Origin of the sequence: Pseudomonas mediterranea CFBP 5447, assembly GCF_000774145.1 — a bacterium.
Taxonomy (GTDB): Bacteria; Pseudomonadota; Gammaproteobacteria; order Pseudomonadales; family Pseudomonadaceae; genus Aquipseudomonas; species Aquipseudomonas mediterranea.
The window spans coordinates 458705-475926 of sequence record NZ_KN322985.1 but is presented as its reverse complement, the minus strand read 5'-3'; the positions used below and the strand labels follow the sequence as shown (position 1 = coordinate 475926).

The following is a 17222-nucleotide window of genomic DNA, read 5'->3' as shown; positions in this document are numbered from 1 at the left end:
CGTGTCAGGGGCGGATATCACGCCCGTGGGCCTGTAGCAGAGTGGTGATCTGTTGGCAAAAGGACTGGATCACGCTCGTTTCCATGTCGGCGCGCAGGGTAATGCGTATGGCCGCCTGGTCTTGTGGCACCACGGGGAAAAAGACCGCCGAAGTGAGATACCCCAGCTCGGCCAGTTCAACCGCCAGGCGGTTCGCCAGGGCGGCTTCACCGCAGGGCACCAGACGTATCGCCATCGGGTTGCCGCGCTGCTCGGTACGGACAAGTTTGTCGAAGAGGCGGATATTAACCTGCAAACGCTCCTGCAACGACACCAGTTCCCGGCTGCGGTGCAGGCGGATCGAGGCCATGCCGGCACCGATGGCCGCTGCGTTCAGGCTCTGCGACCAGTTGCTCGGCCCACCGTAACGCTGTACCAGTGCTTTATGCCGCTCACTGCCGAACATGGCCAACCCGCCACTGGCGCCGAACGCTTTGGCCAGCGACGCGACGATCAGCGTGCGCTCGTCCACGGCAGGCAGGCGCGAGCGGACCAGTCCAGCGCCGTATTTGCCGACGGAGGACAACGCGTGGGAGTCGTCCAGGTACAGGAACAAGCCATACCGCTGCTTGAGAAACAGCAGGCTGTCCAGGTCCGCCATGCCGCCCATGCTGTAGGCGCCGTCAGTCACGTAGGCGACGTTGCGTTCGCGCTTGCACAGGTCCTCGATGAAGTCCATGTCGTTGTGTGGACAGGTGATGACCTGGGTTTCATCGGCGCAAGCGGTCTTGAAGTGGTTCATCGAATAATGGGCATGCTTGTCGAAGACCATGACGGGTGGTCGATTGCCCGTGAAAGCACCGCTGGCCAGCAGCGGCAGGATCCCGGCGCTTGCCGCGCTGCAGGACAAGGCACTCAGGCAACTGGCACCGAACAGCTCCGACAGTTGGGTTTCGTACTGGGCCAGGATCGCCAGCTTGCAGCGATTCTTCGAGGTGGCGACACGCAGGGTCCCGGTTTCCCAGAGTGCGGTCATGGCGCCGTCCAGCAAGGCGGGATGGTAGTCCAGGCCCAGGTAGGACGTCGTGCAGAAGTGGTGCAGGGTACGACCGTACTGGTCGACCAGGACGTTGGGCGTCTTGACCTCGACGTTGAGCCCCGAGATTTTTCCGGCCTCGGCACGTTGCCAGTCCTGATCCGCCAGGGAGATGACCTTGCGATAGTTGGTGAAGCGATGAGTGGGTTGCGCGATCTGGTTCATGGTGCGATGACATTCCTTGGTTGAGAGCTGCGGTCCGTGGGTTGTTTCAATATCTGTGTGTTTCCGGACTTTACAGACCACCACGCAGGGCTTTGAATCGGCTGTTTCCGGCGTGTTTGAGGGCTGCCGGAGTCTTCCATGTAGGACCTTGCCTATGAACGTGGACGGGGAATCCCTTCGGTGAGTCGGAGCTCGGTGGGTTTAGTCGGATGGCCCCGGATCCGCTGCGTTTTCCCTGGCCTGAAGCGCTGTCAAGGCATCGGCAAACGGGCGTAACATTCATTTCTTTTTGCGCAGCTCACCTTCCACCAGGTCCTGATGGGCCGCCCTGGCCATACCGCTGGTAAATTGATGGCTTATTGCAATCAATTTCCTCAGGTGGCCTGACGGCCTGCGCTATCCTCTCTGTATCGTGGGTGTGCGTCCGATCACCCGATTCGACCACCGCTGCATTCTCCGGATGGCGTTCAGTTAATGGGTATTCGAGATTCCGCGCCGCTGGCCAGCTACATCGACCTTCTGCTGGACGCCGTGTGTGCCGTCGATGGCCAGGGGCGTTTTGTGTTTGTCAGTGCCGCCTGCGAACGCATTTTCGGTTACACCCCCCTGGAGCTGATCGGTCGGCCGATGATCGATATGGTTCACCCCGGCGACCGCCAGCGCACCCTCGAGGCGGCGCGGGAGATCATGGGCGGCGAGCCCAAGCTCAACTTCGAGAACCGCTATCTGCGCAAGGACGGTCGGGTGGTGCATATCCTGTGGTCGGCGCGCTGGTCGGAAATTGATCAATTGCGCATCGCCGTGGCCCGTGACATTACCGAGCGCAAACTCGCCGAGTCCCGACAGGCGGCGCTGTACGCCATTTCCGAAGCGGCCCATGCCGCGGCGGATCTGCTGGCGCTGTTCAAGCGTGTTCACCTGATCATCGGCGAGTGGCTGCCGGCCCTGAATTTCTCGGTGGCGCTGTACGATGATCAATGCGCCCAATTGAGTTTTGCCTATCACGTCGACGATCAGGAACGGCAACCCGAACTGCCGGGGACGATTACCAGGCGCTTGTGCACCGAGGTGATCCGCAGTGGTCAGCCGATCCTGCTGACACCTGATTGCAACCCACTGCCGCCCGCTTTTTTTGACCTTGCGGGGCAGCCGGGCGCGCCGTGCTGGCTGGGTGTGCCGCTGAACTCGCAGAGCGGCACGATTGGCGCGCTGATCCTCAAGAGTGCCCAGGACGAGCAGCGCTACACCGAGCAGGACATGGAATTGCTGCAGTACGTCTGTGCGCAGATCACCCTGGCCATCGAGCGCCAGCAACTGCACGCCCGCTTGCAGCGCATGGCGCAGTACGACCAACTGACCCAAGTGCCAAATCGCGAACTGCTGCGGGAACGGTTCAAGGCCGCCCTGGCGAGTGCCCGCCTGGCGTCAGGGCGCATGGCATTGCTGTATATCGACCTGGACCGCTTCAAACAGGTCAATGACACCTACGGGCACGGTGTCGGTGACCTGCTGTTGCAGGCAGTGGCCAGTCGGCTCCAAGGCTGTGTACGTGATTCCGACACGGTCGCGCGCATTGGTGGCGATGAGTTCGTGGTGCTGCTCCACAGCATCCAGGCGCTGGAAGATGCCCACGCTGTGCAAGAAAAAATCCGCCAGGCGCTGACCCAGCCACTGCGATTGGACGGGCACTGCCTGAGCATCGAACCGAGCATCGGCGTGGCCTGTTTCCCGGACCACGGTAGCGAAGACGTGGCGCTGTTCCGCCATGCCGACGAAGCGATGTACGCCGCCAAACGCCAGAACCACAGAGCCTTCGGCATCTGAAAGCACGTCACCGTTCGTCGTGGCGCCGCTCGTTTATTCAAACCTTTGCGCTCCAGGTCCTTTCGAATGTCAGGTGGGCCTTGCTCGCCGATATCCATGGTTCTTGAGGGCCGGAGCGTGCCGGGTTCACGCAGCTTCGTCCCGATGAACATCGCCCGCAATCGAACCAAGGTGGCTGAAGCGGGTCGCAAAAGTGGGAGAACCACCATCATGACCGTCGACGAGCCCCGTCGAAAGGCGAAAGCGGTCGCTGAGCGGTCATCAGTGGTTCTGATTCAGAGGCAGGGCGACCTGCCCGAACGTTCAACTACGAGGAGGGCGCGACCATGAGCCGGATGGCTACCTTTTTTCGCACCACCAGTCTCGTCGTGCTGATGGGCCTGGGTGCCAACAGTGCCTGGGCCCAATCGCCAGTCGAATTCATCAACGATGCCTCCGCCAAAGGCATGGCCGACATCGAGGCCAGTCGCATGGCCCACGGCAAAGCCGAGTCCAGGGAGGTGAAGGATTACACCATCATGGTGATCAACGACCGCACCACCGCCAACCAGCATCTGGCCAAGATTGCAAAAAAACTCGACCTGCCTGTCGCTCCACGGGAGGAAGTCGCTGACAAGGCCAAGACCATGATTCCGCAGATGCAGGAAGGCGAGTCGTTCGAGGCCGCTTATGCCGCCAGCCAGGTCAAGGCTACCGAGGACGCCATCGCGCAGATCGAACAGGAAGCCAAGACCACCGAAGTGCCGGAAATCAAAGCGTTTGCCGATGAAACCCTGCCTAAATTGCAGACCCACCTGGAGATGGCCAGGGCACTGCAGGCCAGCCGTTGATCGCGGCATGTCTTACATTCAGGGCCGGGACATTCGCTCCCGGCTTGTCTTGCCCGCCTAAAGGAGAACCTCGATGTCCACACGCCGAGAACCCAACCAATACGCGATGCAGAACCCGCTGACCCAATATCCTCGCCCACCGTTTCCCGACCAGCCGCAATCGCCGCCCGGCATTGACCAGGACATGGTGCCCAAGCCCGATCATGGCGAAAAAAGCTATCAAGGCTTCGGCCGCCTGGAGGGGCGCAAGGCGCTGGTGACCGGCGGTGACTCGGGTATCGGTCGCGCTGCAGCCATTGCCTACGCCCGGGAGGGGGCTGATGTGGCGATCAATTACCTGCCCAGCGAAGAGCGCGACGCCCGGCAAGTCATCGAACTGATCGAAGCCGAAGGCCGCAAAGCCATTGCGATTCCCGGTGATCTCAAGGACGAAGCCTTCTGCGTCCAACTGGTGAGAAGCGCTCACGAGCAATTGGAGGGCCTGGATATCCTGGTAAACGTTGCCGGCAAGCAGGAAGCGCAAAAGGACATCGCCGACATCACCACCGCGCAATTCGATGACACCATGAAAACCAACATCTACGCGATGTTCTGGATCTGCAAGGCCGCGGTACCGCTGATGCCGGCGGGGGCGACGATCATCAACACCGCCTCGATCCAATCCTACGATCCGTCGGCGACGCTGCTGGATTACGCCACCACCAAGGCGGCCATCGTGGCATTCACCAAGGCATTGGCGGGGCAGGTGATCGGCAAGGGAATCCGCGTCAACGCGGTTGCGCCCGGACCGATCTGGACGGTACTGCAACCCAGCGGCGGACAGCCCCAGGAGAAGATTCCTACCTTCGGCTCCCAGGTGCCGATGAAGCGTCCCGGACAACCGGCCGAATGTGCGCCACTATATGTACTGTTGGCGTCCCAGGAATCGAGCTACATCACTGGCGAAGTCTTCGGCGTGACGGGGGGTAATCCACTGCCTTGAGGCACGTTCAGCATGCGCGAGTGGCGCCACGCCACTCGCGCCATTGCGATCAGCACTGATTAAGATCGATCTTGTTCTTCTTTCCCAACCCTTCCAGGCTTTTAGCCTCGCCTTGTCCCATGGCTTGGTAATGCTTCCTCAACGCTTCCAATTGCTTGAGATCCAGCGCCTCGAGCCCGAGCATTGCGTTCTGCGCTTCGCTGGTCGCGCGCAACAATTCGTCGATCTTCAGGTGCAGGATATCGGTGTCGCGGTTCTGCGTGTTCTGGATCAGGAACACCATCAGGAAGGTAATGATCGTCGTGGATGTGTTGATGATCAGTTGCCACGTATCGTTGAACTTGAACAGTGGCCCGCTGCAGGCCCAAAGCACCAGCAGCACGATAGCCCCCAGGAATGTCTTGGGGCTCCCCGCCCACAGGGACAGTTTTTGCGCGATTTTTGCGAAGGTCATTGCTGTGTTCCTTATGGGATTGCACCTGTCTGGTGTGACAGCAACGCCTCGCTGAAAATTCTACTTACATTTAGCTGCGGCCCTGGGGCGAACGTCTGTCGTCCTGGCTGAAGTCTGTCGCAACCATCTGCCTCCTTCATCGGTCACTCCTTAAAGCCCTCAGCCGGAGTACACCATGAACCTCACGCGCACGTTCTACCTCGCCTGTAGCCTGCTCGTCCTGCAAGGCTGTTTCGACAATTCGGACAATGAAACCAAGGACAACACTGACGGCACCAAGTCTTCGGTGCAGATGAAAGAATCCGACGCCCAGAAAAAATAGACCTCGATTCTCAAAAAACTGTGGGAGCGAACCTGCTCGCGATGACGGTGTGCCAGGCAACACCAATGTTGCTGAACCATCGCCATCGCGAGCAGGCTCGCTCCCACAGGTTTTGTTTCCAGCGGTTTACCGCCCCTGCTGCAACACCTTGAGCGCTGCCGAAGCCAGGAAACCGGAGCGGCTCTTTTCTTCCGGATGATGCAGCACATATTCATCGATGCGGTTCAGCAGGTAGCCGGGCAGGGTGATATTGAGTTTCTGCGCCTTGCCCAGGTATTTGGTCACATCGATGTCCACCAGCGCCCAGGTGCAACCGGCGTAGTGCGGGTTGGCCGCGTGGACAGTGACTTTGCTGGCCGACGGAATCGGCGAGCCGTCCTCGGCCAGAATCTCGAAGTGACCTTCAATGGCTTCGCGGGCCATGGCCATGGCGTCGTCCAGATCATCGCCGGCGGAAAAGCATCCGGGAATATCCGGCACTTCAACACCCCAGGCGTGTTGTTCATCACCCATGGAAATCGCAATCGGGTACAGCATGTTCATCGTCCTCCGGGAACGCAGGGCAACGGGCGGTCTGGAGCAGGGCCTGTTGCAGGATACTGATGGCCGTTTTCTTGAGCAGGTCCTTCTTCGGATGAGGAACGGTGACCAGTCCAGGCTTGGTCGGGTGCTTGAAATGATGGTGGCTGCCCCGAACCCGCACCAGGTACCAACCGTCCGCGACGAGTTGGCTTATCAAAAATCGGCTATTCACATCACCTCCATGTGGTGTGCTTGGTGGGTACTATACCTACTATAAATTTGTGATCAACACTATAACCACCGCGATCGCTTGGGTTAGCAGGCGTGTTAATCGCAACGAAGTCTAGAAGCCGCACCAGACAAGGCCGGCGGCGAAGTGGGCAGGATTATTGCCAGATGTGAAAAGCGTACAAACCATGGCGAGGGGAGCTTGCTCCCGTTGGGCTGCGAAGCAGCCCCCGGATTCGGACTCATATTTGTCGAGCCGTTTCGAAACTCCGGCAGCTCTACGCCTGCCGCACAAATGTCAGTCGCACCGCAAACCCGATCAACAGGCTCCCAAACAACCACTGCTGCATACGCTGGGCTGAAGGGGAGCGCTGCAGCCAGCGCCCAAGCGCCACCCCCACCAGCGCGTAGGCGCAATCGAACAGCAAGCCAACACCGACCAGGATCATGCCGAGGACCGCAAATTGCCCAAGCACCGGACCGCTCCGTGGATCGATGAACTGTGGCAGCAAGATCGAACAGAACAGTAACGCCTTCGGATTGAGCAGATTGGTCAACAACCCGCGCCGAATCGCCTGCCTCCAACGCTGTTTTCCAGGTTCGATACCGGCCGCTTCAAAGCTTGGCAACAATGTGCTCCGCAAGCATTGAAAGCCGATCCACAGCAGGTAGGCCGCACCGGCCAGACGCACCATGTCGAAGGTCCAGGGCGCGGTCTTGAATAATGCCGAGAGCCCCAACGCAGCCAATGCGACATGACATCCCCGAGCGACTCCCAAACCCACCGCCGCCGCCAGCGCCGGACCCTTACCCTGACGTGCGCCGGTTTGCAGCAACAGAATCATGTCGGGCCCCGGTAACAGATACGCCACCGTCAAAGCCATCAAGAACAACCAGAACTCTGCCATGCGACGCCCCCTTTCGTAACGTTTGAGAACGCCAGTCTAAGGTGGGAGGGCAGGGCAGGTGGTTGCGAAGTCAGCTTCTAAGTTGGCAAAAGTTGGCATAACCTGCCAATGATCAAGTAAAAGAAACTGGAAAATGCCAAACCATGAAACTCGATGCCTTCGATCGCAAGATCCTCGCCGCATTGCAACGCGATGGTCGCCTGAGCAATGTGCAACTGGCCGAGGAAATCGGCCTGTCACCCTCGCCGTGTCTGCGCCGCGTGCGGATGCTCGAAGAGGCCGGCGTGATTCGCGGCTACCAGGCTGTCCTCGACCGGGATGAAGTGGGCCTTGGACTGACGATATTCGTCGGTATCAAGGTTGAACGGCATAACGACGAACAGGCTGACGCATTTCGCCAGGCTGTCACGGCGTTGCCGGAGGTGATTTCAGCGTTCCTGGTATCGGGCGAGTCGGACTTCCTGCTGCAAGTGGTAGTGCCGGACTTACGAGCGTATGACCGCTTTCTTACCGGGCGACTGCTCAAGCTGCCGGGGGTCAGTGATATTCGCAGTAACTTTGCGATTCATACCGTGAAGACGCCGGGGCCGTTGCCGTTGGGGCATTTGCCTGGGGGGTGAGTTTCCCCCCGGCCATGGGGCCAATTGCATTCCGACGCCTGGCGAACGGAGTCCCCAACGGCGCGGTTGTCGCGTCGTTGGGGAGCGCCTGCGGATTAGCGGGTATAAGGGCCTTGCAAATTGACCTGGGTGCCGGCGAACCAGCCAAACCAGGCCGTGACACCAAGCCAAGGCAGGGTCCGCGCCAGGACATCCATCAGATTGACGTTCAGTGTGTCGGTGAGGTCCGTCATCATCGCCGGCGTCGGATAGCTTTTAATGACGCCACTGCTGCTCCAGACGATCGCAAACTCGTAATACGTCCCCTCGACATAGGTGCCTTCCGGAGCTTCTGGAATGGTGAGTGGAATATAGGCACTGTATCCCGGGCCGACGAACGGATTGGGGTAGGCCCAGGCGATTGCCCAATAGAGTGGCATCAGGTTCTGGTAGGTCTGCAGCATCAGACCGTTGGCCATGGCGGTGGCGGTGGAACTGTCGTAGTCCGTTGAGGAACCGCCGTTGTTGCCGGTGGGTATCGGGAGGTTACCGTTGTCGGCATACCTGTAGAAGTTCACCAAGCGTCCGTGGTCGCTGGCGATAGTCGTGTAGAAGTTACTGAGGCTCTTGTTGCTCGCTTCGAAGGAGTCAGCGACCTGGTCCCAGTACTCGCCGATGGTGATCGAACTGGACGTCCCGCCGAGGGTACTGGTGATCACACGAATGACATCGGTCACGGCAACCGCCGCCAGGTTGGCCCAGGCAGCAGTGGTTCCGGAGAAGAACCATACCAGCGAATAACCGAGGTCCTTGAGCAACTGGCTGAAGTCCAGCAGTGTGCTGTCGTCGGTCTTGGCTTGCATGTTGGCGATAGCGCCGTTTATCAGGGTATTTGCCGTGCCCTGCGCTGTGTTCAGTGTTCCTTGGGTATAGGTGTAGAGCGATTGGAGTTGTTCGACGGCGCTCATCTCCTGCCAGACGGTATAGATGATCTGGAGCCAGTCGTCAGCGGCCACACCGGTCGGCGCCGCAGGTGCGGTCGGAGACAGGCTGTAGGTGCCGTCCGTGTCGAATTGCAACCAATTGTCGAGCTGGTTGGCGACGGTGTTCGCGGACCATGCGGGAGAAGCCATAGCCAGCTCACGCGGATCGAGTGGGTCATTGGAGTTCGCGCCATTGATGATATTGCCAAGCACGATGCACAGCGCCGAGTAGGCACCGTTGAAATCAGGCCATGCCACTGCGGGTTGATCGACGATGGATTGCAGCAGGTCCACGGTCGGCTGCTGTGGCGCGAAGCAGATGACGATGTCGTGGGTGAAGACGGTGTACCACTCGCCTCCCTCGGGGTATTGGGCCGAGCAATAGCCAAAGGTAGCAGCGCCGCACACAGCACCGTAGCGCATGCCCCAACGGTTGGCGGCCACGGCGAGGACGCTCATGTTCGTGTCCATCAGGTTCGGACTGTTCAAGGGGTCGAGAATGCCCGCGAGGATCTGATCCATGAGGGCGGCTCGACCAGCCTTGAGCACTTGGACACCAGGGGTGTTGCTGAAAGCGAAAACGCCGCGGATGGTCTGATCGCCTTCGACCGCCATTTCCCAGCTCGGGATGCCGGCCACGTAAGCGTTACCGTTGGCGTCGTTTTGCGTCAGGGCATAGGCATGGGCGGCAGCGGCCCAGCGGCGCTCGTCAGGATCGCCGGTCTGGTTGGTGGTCAATGTGAGGGGCGGCTGGTTGCCATAGGCACTCGCCAACGCGGCGTTGAGTTCGTCGTCGCTGGGCTGGAGCACGGTGACCTGGGTCCCCACAGGAAACAGAAATGCCCCGACGACGGGATTGCCATCATCATCGAAGCCCGTTTCCCATGATGGGATAGCGAAAGCATAAAGCGGATTGCCATTGCTGTCCTGCTGGCTCAGTGCCCAACGGAGAATGCCGTTTGCCCAGTATCGGTAATCAATGAAGGAGCCGGTCAGAGGAGGATTGATTTCCGAGAGCATCTGAAGCACATCACTTTGCAGAATATTCTGCCAGACAACGGTCACGCTGGTGCTTTCGATGCCACCACTGGTGGGCGGAACCGTGGCAAATGCAGGGGCGGTGGCGCTTTTCGTATATCCAGAGGCGTCGAGGCTGAACATGAGAGATCTCCCTATCCGCGGATAAAAGCAGCTTTTGAGTGATGCTTCGTGGCTGCGAAGCGAAGCGTTGAAAAGTCTAGTCCGGTATCCGTACCGTGCTAGTGGCCTGTGGCCTCATACCCGCGAAAAATAGGTTAACAAGCCGGTTTTATTGCCCAAAACAGACCACCCGCTTCTGCCATTCCCTGCCGCTTACAATCTTCATTGCATCGACCCGGGCGCTTAGCGTCTACTCTGGACAGTCAAACTGTCTTCGTGTGTCTCTCTGTGGAGCCGTGCAATGGTCAAAAGCTGGAGTGGTCAGGTCGCATTGGTCAGTGGCGCTGGTAGCGAACAGGGGATTGGCCTGGCTATCGCGCGACGGCTTGGAGAGGCGGGTGCAAAGCTGATCATCACCGGCAGCAGTGCCCGTATCCATGATCGCGTCGCGCAACTGAGTGCGGAAGGTCATGAGGTGCAAGGACGCGCAGCTGATCTGACTCAGCCGGCTCAGGTCGACGAACTGGTGACTTGGGCTGAATCGCTCTGGGGGCGAATCGATATACTCGTGAACAACGCCGGCATGGCGATTCAGGGGGAACCTGAAACGTTCTCTGAAGTGGCCACTATGGGCGTCGAGCTGTGGAACACTTCGATTGCCCGTAACCTGACCACTGCATTCCTGCTGACCCGTGCGGTGTTGCCTGGAATGCAGAATCGTCGTTACGGACGCATCGTCCAGATCAGTTCTACGACCGGCACCCGCGTCAGCAACCCCGGCGAGGCCGCGTATGCGGCGGCGAAAGCGGGGATGGTGGGCATGAACATGAGCCTGGCGCTGGAAGTCGCGCCCTACGGTATCACTGTGAACTCAGTTGCCCCTGGGTGGATCGCGACGCAGTCCAGCACTGCGGAAGAAATGAACGCAGCGCAGTATGTTCCTGTCGGGCGTGCCGGTAGACCGGACGAGGTGGCTGCGGCGGTCGCTTTTCTGGCTTCCCCGGAGTCCAGCTACATTACGGGCGAGGTGCTCGTGGTGGATGGGGGCAACTGCCTCTCCGAGAACAAAAGCCCCAGGTGAGCGCCGGGAGCTTCGGCGGTGAGCAGGGGTTAATCGTTCAGCCAGCCCAAGGCGGGCCATTCAAAAACACCAGACCAAAAAAAACCGGCCATTCAATGCCGGTTTTTTATATTCCCCGTCAAACCATCACGACGTGAGAGCAGAATTCGATTGGAGCGGGTGAAGGGAATCGAACCCTCGTTATCAGCTTGGGAAGCTGGAGTAATGCCATTATACGACACCCGCTCAGAGCGGCTGACTTTGTACCAGATGTGGGCGCGGATTTGAAGTTTTTCTTTACCGACGGTGGGGTGGTCCGTCGACGCAAGCCTCAGACCAGAGCGGTCATTCGCGGGCAAGCCCCGTTGTCGAGGGGACGGGGCTTGCCCGCGAGGACGCAGTTTCAGATTGCCAGTGCATGGTAGCCCTGCACCTGGCTGTAGCGTGGCCGACTTTCGTGGTGGCCCGGCTTGAGAAAGCCCAGCAAGGCGTTGCGGCTGTCCCGGAAGGCGGCCTTGTGTTCCATGTCCAGGAAGTGTCCGGTGGCTTGCAGCGTGCTGAACGTGCTGTGCTGCACATAATCGGCGAACAGCCTGGCGTCGGCGGCCGAGGTGTACTCGTCCCATTCACCGTTCAGGAACAGTACCGGTACGTTGATTTTTTTCGCGGCCGTTGCATAGCACCCCAGATCACTCTGGAGTACTTCGCTGATGTGGAAGTGCATCTGCCCGTACTCATGTTCGGCCAGGTTGCTGACATGACGATGGTTGAAGCGCTTGAACAGCGGCGGCAGGTGTTTGCCGATGGTGCTGTTGACCAGATGCCCCACGCGGTCGCCGTCCAGGTTGCCCAGGTAATCGACGCCACGCTCCAGGTAGTCGCGCATCGGCGCGTTGAGGACCGGTGAGAACGAGCTGATCACCGCTTTTTCGATGCGCCATGGGCGATGGGACAATGCGGTCAGCGCGGCGGCGCCGCCCCATGAGAATGACAGCACGTGTTCGGCGGCGAAGTGGTCGATCAGCTCCAGCAGGATCTGGCCTTCGACCTCCTTCGTCAGCATTTTCTCGTGCCGGTTGTGGGGTTTGGACTTGCCCGCGTAGGGCTGGTCGTAGAGCACGACGTTGAATTGCGGATAAAGGTTCTTGACGGTCTGTGCAAACGACGCGGTAGTGGCCAGCGAGCCGTTGACCAGAATGATGGTCTTTTGTGCGGCGTCTGCGCGATAGAACTCCGTGTAAACCCGATACTGACCTTGTATATCCAGCACAGCGATTTCTGGCCTCATGTCATAGACTCCTGGCAAGCGGGTATGCGCGCAATGAGATTGCACGGGCAATGTGACAGGTAGGCATTCGCCTGGAAGATAAGGCCCAAGTCGATCCCAAGGAAGCGGTCGACGGGTGTTGTTATTAGGCGGGCAGTCTGTCGGCGGGCAAGGCGGAACCAGAGGGTTCCTGCCGACAAAAAGTTTCTTAGAGGTATGGGGTGACTCATCGGTCACATTTCGGCCGACGGTCTTGATTCAAGCAGGGGTATGGCCGTTGCGCAAGTGTCCTTTTGAAAATTGTTCGACGCTTCTGCCCGGCGGTCGTCCGCTCAGATCAGGCTGACTTCTTCAGGGCTCAAGGCGCGGTATTGGCCCGGCTCGAGATCGGCATCCAGCACAAGCGGCCCCATGCGTTCGCGGTGCAGGCGCAACACTTTGTTGTCGAAGTGGCCGAACATGCGCTTGACCTGGTGATAGCGTCCTTCAACGATGCTCAGCCGCGCCGACTTCGGGCCCAGCAGTGTCAACTCCGCAGGCTGGGTGGTGAGACCTTCGAAGGCAAAGTACAGGCCTCGGGCGAACGTGACGGCGTACTCGGCAGTGATGGTCTGCTCGGTCTCGACGTAGTAGACCTTGGGCAGTTTGGTCTGCGGCTGGGTCAGGCGTCGTGACCAGGTGCCGTCATTGGTGATCAGCATCAACCCGGTGGTGTTGAAATCCAGGCGCCCGGCGATGTGCAGGTCGTCCTTGTCCGGTTCGTCCAGCCAATCGAGCACGGTGGGATGCTGCGGATCGCGCGTGGCGCTGACGCAGCCGGCAGGTTTATGCAGCATGAAATACCGTGCCGCTCGGCCTGCCTGCAGCAGTTCGTCGTCGACTTCGACACGGCTGAACTCACGGACCTGGGCGTGGGGGTCGCTGATCACCAGGCCGTCGATTCGCACACGGCGCGCTACCAACAACAACCGGACCTGTTGGCGATTGAAACGCGGCAGATTGCTGAGGAAACGGTCGACACGCATGGCTATTCAGGCTTGGGACGGGGGCGGGGATCTTACGCGATCGGCGGCTGCCTGGCGCGCAATTGGTTTTCGACCCGGGCGCAGCGCGGGCACAGGCAGGATTGATCGCGCAGCTCGACCGGCAATGCCTCAAGCACGGCCGGGTCGATACTCACGCCGTAACACCAGCAGGTTCGGTCGGCTGTTTTCGGGTTGGCCAGGGTGCAGTCGTTGGCGCTGCCGCAGGCAGGGCACTGGTCGGGTTTATTCATAACTGGAATGGGGCATCTCAACGCAGGTTCGGTTGCTTCCGGTCTGTCGGGCACGTTGCAGCGCATGATCGGTCCGCGACAGCAGGCTGTGCAAGGTGTCGTTGTCCTGCAAGGTGGTGAGGCCGATGCTGACGGTTGCCAACAGTTGTTTGCCACTGCAGAAATAGCGCTGCTTCTCGATGTGCTGACGAATTTTCTCGGCGATTTTCAGACCTGTCTGCCCGTCGGTGTCCTTGAGCAGGACGACAAAGGCGTCGCTGCTCCAGCGACACACGATGTCCGAATGCCGCAGGCTATCGGTCAGGTCGCGGGCAAAACCGGTCAGCAACTGGTCGCTGGCGATGTGACCATGGGCGGTGTCCAGTCGTTTGAAATCGTCCAGTTCCAGCAGCAAGGCTGTCAGGGGCCTGGGCTCGCGCTGGGCCTCATGCAGAGCTTGCACGGCCAGCAGGTCGAAGCCGCGGCGGTTGGGCAATTCGGTCAGGCTGTCGAGCGTTGCCTGGGCGTCGATGCGGCTTTGATAACCCCCGATGATCCGACACAGCACCGCCAACACCACCAGCGTGACCAGCAGGCCGATCACGAGGTTCAGGTACAGGACCTTGAGCTGGTGGTCACGTATCGAGGTGTGGGCGACGTAATAGCCCAGCAGGGAAATCACCAGAAAACTCGTGCCCAACAGTACTGCCAGTGTCAGGAGCGGTCTGCGTTGGGAATACAACGGCGAACGAGGCGACATGGCGATTCCCTGAGCGGCGATCGGATGGAGTCAGTTTAGTGGCTTGTAGGAAATGGCAACGGGATTTGTGGAGGAGACTCTGTGCTGAGGGAGCTAGACGGCGAGTCTGAAAAACAGGCAAAAAGCTACATGTTTCAACTTATTGCCAAATCGCACCAGATTCCGTTTTCGTTGTCAGATTAGTCGACAGTTACCGAAAGGCGGCTGCCGCCCATCAGCGTCGCTGATGCGGCTCATTCGCGGTCCAGGAGGCCGCCATGTATCGACGATTGCTGCTCATTGCGTTTCTCGGTTTGACTCTTTCGGCATGCGTGCCTTACTACGACGGAGACTCGAGCTATTACCGTTCCGAAGTCTACACCTCACCGGCGCCGGTCTATTACGGCGGCGGAAGTTACTACTCGGGGCCGCGCTACTATTCGGCGCCCAGGTACTACCAACCGGCGCCACGCTATTATTCGCCGCGCTACTATCAACCGGGCCCTCGCTACTATCATTCACCACCGCGGGCGGCCTATCGATCTTACCCAAGTCGGGGCGGCTGGGACGGTCGTGACCGGGGTGGTTGGGATGATAATCGACGTGGCGGGCATGATCGGCGCGGTCGGGGCGATCGTGATGGACGGGGTAGTCACCGCTGATCTGCAGGTTATTGAAAGCGGCGCATCAAGCGCCGCTTTTTTTCGCCTGAAGCAAAGCCTGTGGGAGCGAGCCTGCTCGCGAAAGCGTCGGGTCAGTAACGTCGAAGTTGGCTGGCACGCCGTTACCGCGAGCAGGCTCGCTCCCACAGGTCATTCATTCAGGACTTCTACTCATTGGCCAGATCCGCCAGCGGATGCCGTCCTTCCCAGGCCTTGTGGAAGTGCGCCTCGACCGCCGCTTCCGGCACATGGTTGATGTCCGGCCAATGCCAGCGGGGTTTCTGGTCCTTATCGATCAACCGGGCCCGCACCCCTTCGCTGAATTCAGGATGGCGGCAGCAGTTGAGACTCAATGTGTACTCCATGCGAAACACGCTGGCCAAGGACAAATGCCGGGCTCGGGCGATCTGCTCCCAGACCAGATGGGCGGTCAACGGAGAGCCTTCGGTCATGGTCCTGGCGGCCTTGGCGATCAACGGGTCCGGATGGTCCACCAGCAAGCTGAGGGCCTTCCAGGCGCAGCGCACGTCGCTGACATCCAGCCATTCGTCGATTTGTTGCCGACGCGGCAGCCACTGGGCGTCGGGTAACCGCTCGAACGCTTCGCGCGCCAAGGCCTTGAGCAGACTGTTGAGTTGCATGTCGGTCTGTTCCTGCCAGTTGAGTTGCAGCAGGCCTTCGATCAGATCGTCCTGTTGTTCGTCCAGCAAGAATCGGTCGGCCAAGCCCAAGTCAATGGCATCCCGGGCGTTCATGTGGGCGCCGGTCAGGCCGAGAAACAGCCCGAGCTTGCCCGGCAGGCGCGACAGGAACCAACTGGCGCCGACATCCGGGTACAGGCCGATGCTGATTTCCGGCATCGCCAGGCGACTGCTCGGTGTGACGATCCGGGTGCTGGCGCCCTGCAGCAGGCCCATGCCGCCGCCAAGCACATAGCCGTGGCCCCAACACACCAAGGGCTTGGGATAGGTGTGCAAGTTGAAGTCCAGGCGATATTCCGCCGCGAAGAATTGCGCCGCCAACGGCGGTACTTCGCCTGGATGGGCACGACAGGCTTCCACCAGGCTGCGTACTTCGCCCCCTGCGCAGAAGGCCTTGGCGCCGTTGCCGCGCAGTAATACACAAACGATCTGTGGTTCCCTGGCCCAGGCATCGAGACGATCGCGCAAGGCGTTGATCATCGGCAAGGACAAGGCATTCAAGGATTTTTCGGCGTCCAGGGTAGCGATGCCGATACGGGCCCCCGTAATGCCCGTGAGCTCTTCGAAGTGCAGATTCATCGTGACCTCGATCAGAAATTGAATGTTCAGTATGAACGCTGCGTGGGAAAGTGCCGGTTCTGCGTCAGATCAATTGACAAGCCATGTAGGCTTTCCTAGGGTGCGCCCAGTGTTTTTACCGGGTGCAATCATGACTGCTGACGACCGTATCAAACTCGAACCGAGCTGGAAGCAGGCGCTGCGTGCCGAGTTCGACCAGCCCTACATGGCAGAGTTGCGCGAATTCCTGCGCCAGGAGTACGCCGCCGGCAAAGAGATCTACCCGCCGGCTTCGCTGATCTTCAATGCCCTCAATTCCACGCCACTGGACAAGGTCAAGGTCGTGATCCTCGGTCAAGACCCGTACCACGGCCCGGGCCAGGCCCATGGCCTGTGCTTTTCGGTGCAGCCGGGCGTACCCGCGCCGCCGTCGCTGGTGAATATCTTCAAGGAATTGAAGCGCGACCTGAACATCGACATCCCCAACCACGGCTACCTGCAAAGCTGGGCCGACCAGGGCGTGTTGCTGCTCAATACCACCATGACCGTGGAGCGCGCCAATGCCAACGCCCATGCGGGCAAGGGCTGGCAGCATTTTACCGACCGGGTGATCGAAGTGGTCAGCGCCCATCAGCCGCATCTGGTGTTCCTGCTATGGGGCGCCCATGCCCAGAGCAAGCAGAAGCTGATCGACGCCACCAAGCACCTGGTGCTGACCTCGGTCCACCCATCGCCGCTGTCGGCTTATCGTGGCTTCCTGGGATGCGGGCATTTCAGCCGGACCAACAAGTTTCTCGAACAACACGGTGAGGCGCCGATCGATTGGCGGTTGCCGCCGGTTTAAGTGATTGGCAATGCGGGCCTCATCGCGAGCAGGCTCGCTCCCACAGAGGATCCGCGGTGCCGGCACGGATCCATGTGGGAGCGAGCCTGCTCGCGATGAAAGCG

General features: G+C 59.8%; 17 protein-coding genes, 1 tRNA gene and 2 pseudogenes. 8 read left to right on the top strand and 12 right to left on the bottom strand.

What is annotated here, in order from left to right; all coding sequences use genetic code 11:
* Positions 1-4 precede the first annotated feature (4 nt).
* On the bottom strand, positions 5-1240 hold the full coding sequence (locus N005_RS14400; protein ID WP_047701795.1) for an aminotransferase class I/II-fold pyridoxal phosphate-dependent enzyme: 1236 nt from the start codon (positions 1238-1240) through the stop codon (positions 5-7).
* Positions 1241-1714: 474 nt separating this feature from the next.
* Between N005_RS14400 and N005_RS14395 the strand changes: the two genes are divergently transcribed.
* From N005_RS14395 to N005_RS14385, 3 genes are all read left to right on the top strand, one after another.
* Positions 1715-3064 (top strand): sensor domain-containing protein, encoded by a 1350-nt coding sequence (locus N005_RS14395; protein WP_047701794.1) that lies wholly within the window; start codon positions 1715-1717, stop codon positions 3062-3064.
* A gap of 326 nt (positions 3065-3390) precedes the next feature.
* Positions 3391-3894, top strand: coding sequence for a DUF4142 domain-containing protein (locus tag N005_RS14390; protein WP_047701793.1), 504 nt, complete (start codon positions 3391-3393; stop codon positions 3892-3894).
* A gap of 73 nt (positions 3895-3967) precedes the next feature.
* A complete protein-coding gene (locus N005_RS14385; protein WP_047701792.1) occupies positions 3968-4876 on the top strand; it encodes an SDR family oxidoreductase in 909 nt (302 codons plus the stop codon).
* Positions 4877-4925: 49 nt separating this feature from the next.
* Here N005_RS14385 and N005_RS14380 read toward each other — a convergent pair whose 3' ends face one another.
* Positions 4926-5330, bottom strand: a complete 405-nt coding sequence (locus N005_RS14380) for a low affinity iron permease family protein (RefSeq protein ID WP_047701791.1) — start codon at positions 5328-5330, stop codon at positions 4926-4928.
* Between the two features lie 175 nt (positions 5331-5505).
* On the opposite strand from N005_RS14380, the gene N005_RS29450 reads away from it, so the two are divergent.
* Entirely contained in the window at positions 5506-5652 is a 147-nt protein-coding gene (locus N005_RS29450) for a hypothetical protein (RefSeq protein WP_162843616.1), read from the top strand.
* A gap of 126 nt (positions 5653-5778) precedes the next feature.
* On the opposite strand, the gene N005_RS14375 is transcribed toward N005_RS29450, so the two are convergent.
* The 3 genes and pseudogenes from N005_RS14375 to N005_RS14365 form a co-directional block, all read right to left on the bottom strand.
* Positions 5779-6189 carry a type II toxin-antitoxin system HicB family antitoxin gene (locus N005_RS14375; RefSeq protein WP_047701790.1) on the bottom strand — a complete coding sequence of 137 codons (411 nt, stop codon included), beginning with the start codon at positions 6187-6189 and terminating at the stop codon, positions 5779-5781.
* A gap of 40 nt (positions 6190-6229) precedes the next feature.
* Positions 6230-6406 (bottom strand): annotated as a pseudogene (locus N005_RS28240) (type II toxin-antitoxin system HicA family toxin); the annotation flags it as partial.
* Between the two features lie 274 nt (positions 6407-6680).
* Positions 6681-7310, bottom strand: coding sequence for a LysE family translocator (locus N005_RS14365; protein ID WP_047701788.1), 630 nt, complete (start codon positions 7308-7310; stop codon positions 6681-6683).
* Between the two features lie 143 nt (positions 7311-7453).
* Here N005_RS14365 and N005_RS14360 point away from each other — a divergent pair, with 143 nt between their 5' ends.
* The gene (locus N005_RS14360) at positions 7454-7930 is read left to right on the top strand and encodes an Lrp/AsnC family transcriptional regulator (protein WP_047701787.1); all 477 of its coding nucleotides are present in this window, start codon (positions 7454-7456) and stop codon (positions 7928-7930) included.
* 95 nt (positions 7931-8025) lie between these two features.
* Here N005_RS14360 and N005_RS14355 read toward each other — a convergent pair whose 3' ends face one another.
* Positions 8026-10053: a hypothetical protein gene (locus tag N005_RS14355; RefSeq protein WP_047701786.1), complete on the bottom strand. Its 2028-nt coding sequence runs from the start codon at positions 10051-10053 to the stop codon at positions 8026-8028.
* A gap of 280 nt (positions 10054-10333) precedes the next feature.
* On the opposite strand from N005_RS14355, the gene N005_RS14350 reads away from it, so the two are divergent.
* Positions 10334-11113 (top strand): SDR family NAD(P)-dependent oxidoreductase, encoded by a 780-nt coding sequence (locus N005_RS14350; protein ID WP_047701785.1) that lies wholly within the window; start codon positions 10334-10336, stop codon positions 11111-11113.
* Between the two features lie 151 nt (positions 11114-11264).
* Here N005_RS14350 and N005_RS14345 read toward each other — a convergent pair.
* From N005_RS14345 to N005_RS14325, 5 genes and pseudogenes are all read right to left on the bottom strand, one after another.
* Positions 11265-11338: transfer RNA gene (locus N005_RS14345), tRNA-Gly, on the bottom strand.
* Positions 11339-11495: 157 nt separating this feature from the next.
* Positions 11496-12380, bottom strand: coding sequence for an alpha/beta fold hydrolase (locus N005_RS14340; protein WP_047701784.1), 885 nt, complete (start codon positions 12378-12380; stop codon positions 11496-11498).
* Positions 12381-12691: 311 nt separating this feature from the next.
* A complete protein-coding gene (locus N005_RS14335; protein ID WP_047701783.1) occupies positions 12692-13384 on the bottom strand; it encodes a pseudouridine synthase in 693 nt (230 codons plus the stop codon).
* Positions 13385-13416: 32 nt separating this feature from the next.
* Positions 13417-13635: a cysteine-rich CWC family protein gene (locus tag N005_RS14330; protein ID WP_047701782.1), complete on the bottom strand. Its 219-nt coding sequence runs from the start codon at positions 13633-13635 to the stop codon at positions 13417-13419.
* Positions 13628-14233: pseudogene (locus tag N005_RS14325) on the bottom strand (GGDEF domain-containing protein); the annotation flags it as partial. The gene N005_RS14330 and the pseudogene N005_RS14325, both read right to left, overlap by 8 nt.
* A 398-nt stretch (positions 14234-14631) precedes the next feature.
* On the opposite strand from N005_RS14325, the gene N005_RS29670 reads away from it, so the two are divergent.
* On the top strand, positions 14632-15015 hold the full coding sequence (locus N005_RS29670) for a hypothetical protein (protein ID WP_081993269.1): 384 nt from the start codon (positions 14632-14634) through the stop codon (positions 15013-15015).
* A 167-nt stretch (positions 15016-15182) separates the two neighbouring features.
* Here N005_RS29670 and N005_RS14320 read toward each other — a convergent pair whose 3' ends face one another.
* Positions 15183-16295: an enoyl-CoA hydratase/isomerase family protein gene (locus N005_RS14320; protein ID WP_047701780.1), complete on the bottom strand. Its 1113-nt coding sequence runs from the start codon at positions 16293-16295 to the stop codon at positions 15183-15185.
* 127 nt (positions 16296-16422) lie between these two features.
* On the opposite strand from N005_RS14320, the gene ung reads away from it, so the two are divergent.
* Complete coding sequence (gene ung / locus N005_RS14315; RefSeq protein ID WP_162843645.1) at positions 16423-17118, top strand: uracil-DNA glycosylase; 696 nt, start codon at positions 16423-16425, stop codon at positions 17116-17118.
* Positions 17119-17222: the final 104 nt, after the last annotated feature.

Bases quoted from the DNA above. Each gene is read 5' to 3' on its own strand.
- N005_RS14400 (WP_047701795.1), bottom strand. From the start codon at position 1,240: ATGAACCAGATCGCGCAACCCACTCATCGCTTCACCAACTATCGCAAG.
- N005_RS14395 (WP_047701794.1), top strand. From the start codon at position 1,715: ATGGGTATTCGAGATTCCGCGCCGCTGGCCAGCTACATCGACCTTCTG.
- N005_RS14350 (WP_047701785.1), top strand. From the start codon at position 10,334: ATGGTCAAAAGCTGGAGTGGTCAGGTCGCATTGGTCAGTGGCGCTGGT.
- N005_RS14390 (WP_047701793.1), top strand. From the start codon at position 3,391: ATGAGCCGGATGGCTACCTTTTTTCGCACCACCAGTCTCGTCGTGCTG.
- N005_RS14385 (WP_047701792.1), top strand. From the start codon at position 3,968: ATGTCCACACGCCGAGAACCCAACCAATACGCGATGCAGAACCCGCTG.
- N005_RS14355 (WP_047701786.1), bottom strand. From the start codon at position 10,053: ATGTTCAGCCTCGACGCCTCTGGATATACGAAAAGCGCCACCGCCCCT.
- N005_RS14375 (WP_047701790.1), bottom strand. From the start codon at position 6,189: ATGCTGTACCCGATTGCGATTTCCATGGGTGATGAACAACACGCCTGG.
- N005_RS29670 (WP_081993269.1), top strand. From the start codon at position 14,632: ATGTATCGACGATTGCTGCTCATTGCGTTTCTCGGTTTGACTCTTTCG.
- N005_RS14365 (WP_047701788.1), bottom strand. From the start codon at position 7,310: ATGGCAGAGTTCTGGTTGTTCTTGATGGCTTTGACGGTGGCGTATCTG.
- N005_RS14320 (WP_047701780.1), bottom strand. From the start codon at position 16,295: ATGAATCTGCACTTCGAAGAGCTCACGGGCATTACGGGGGCCCGTATC.
- N005_RS14335 (WP_047701783.1), bottom strand. From the start codon at position 13,384: ATGCGTGTCGACCGTTTCCTCAGCAATCTGCCGCGTTTCAATCGCCAA.
- N005_RS29450 (WP_162843616.1), top strand. From the start codon at position 5,506: ATGAACCTCACGCGCACGTTCTACCTCGCCTGTAGCCTGCTCGTCCTG.
- N005_RS14330 (WP_047701782.1), bottom strand. From the start codon at position 13,635: ATGAATAAACCCGACCAGTGCCCTGCCTGCGGCAGCGCCAACGACTGC.
- N005_RS14340 (WP_047701784.1), bottom strand. From the start codon at position 12,380: ATGAGGCCAGAAATCGCTGTGCTGGATATACAAGGTCAGTATCGGGTT.
- N005_RS14360 (WP_047701787.1), top strand. From the start codon at position 7,454: ATGAAACTCGATGCCTTCGATCGCAAGATCCTCGCCGCATTGCAACGC.
- N005_RS14380 (WP_047701791.1), bottom strand. From the start codon at position 5,330: ATGACCTTCGCAAAAATCGCGCAAAAACTGTCCCTGTGGGCGGGGAGC.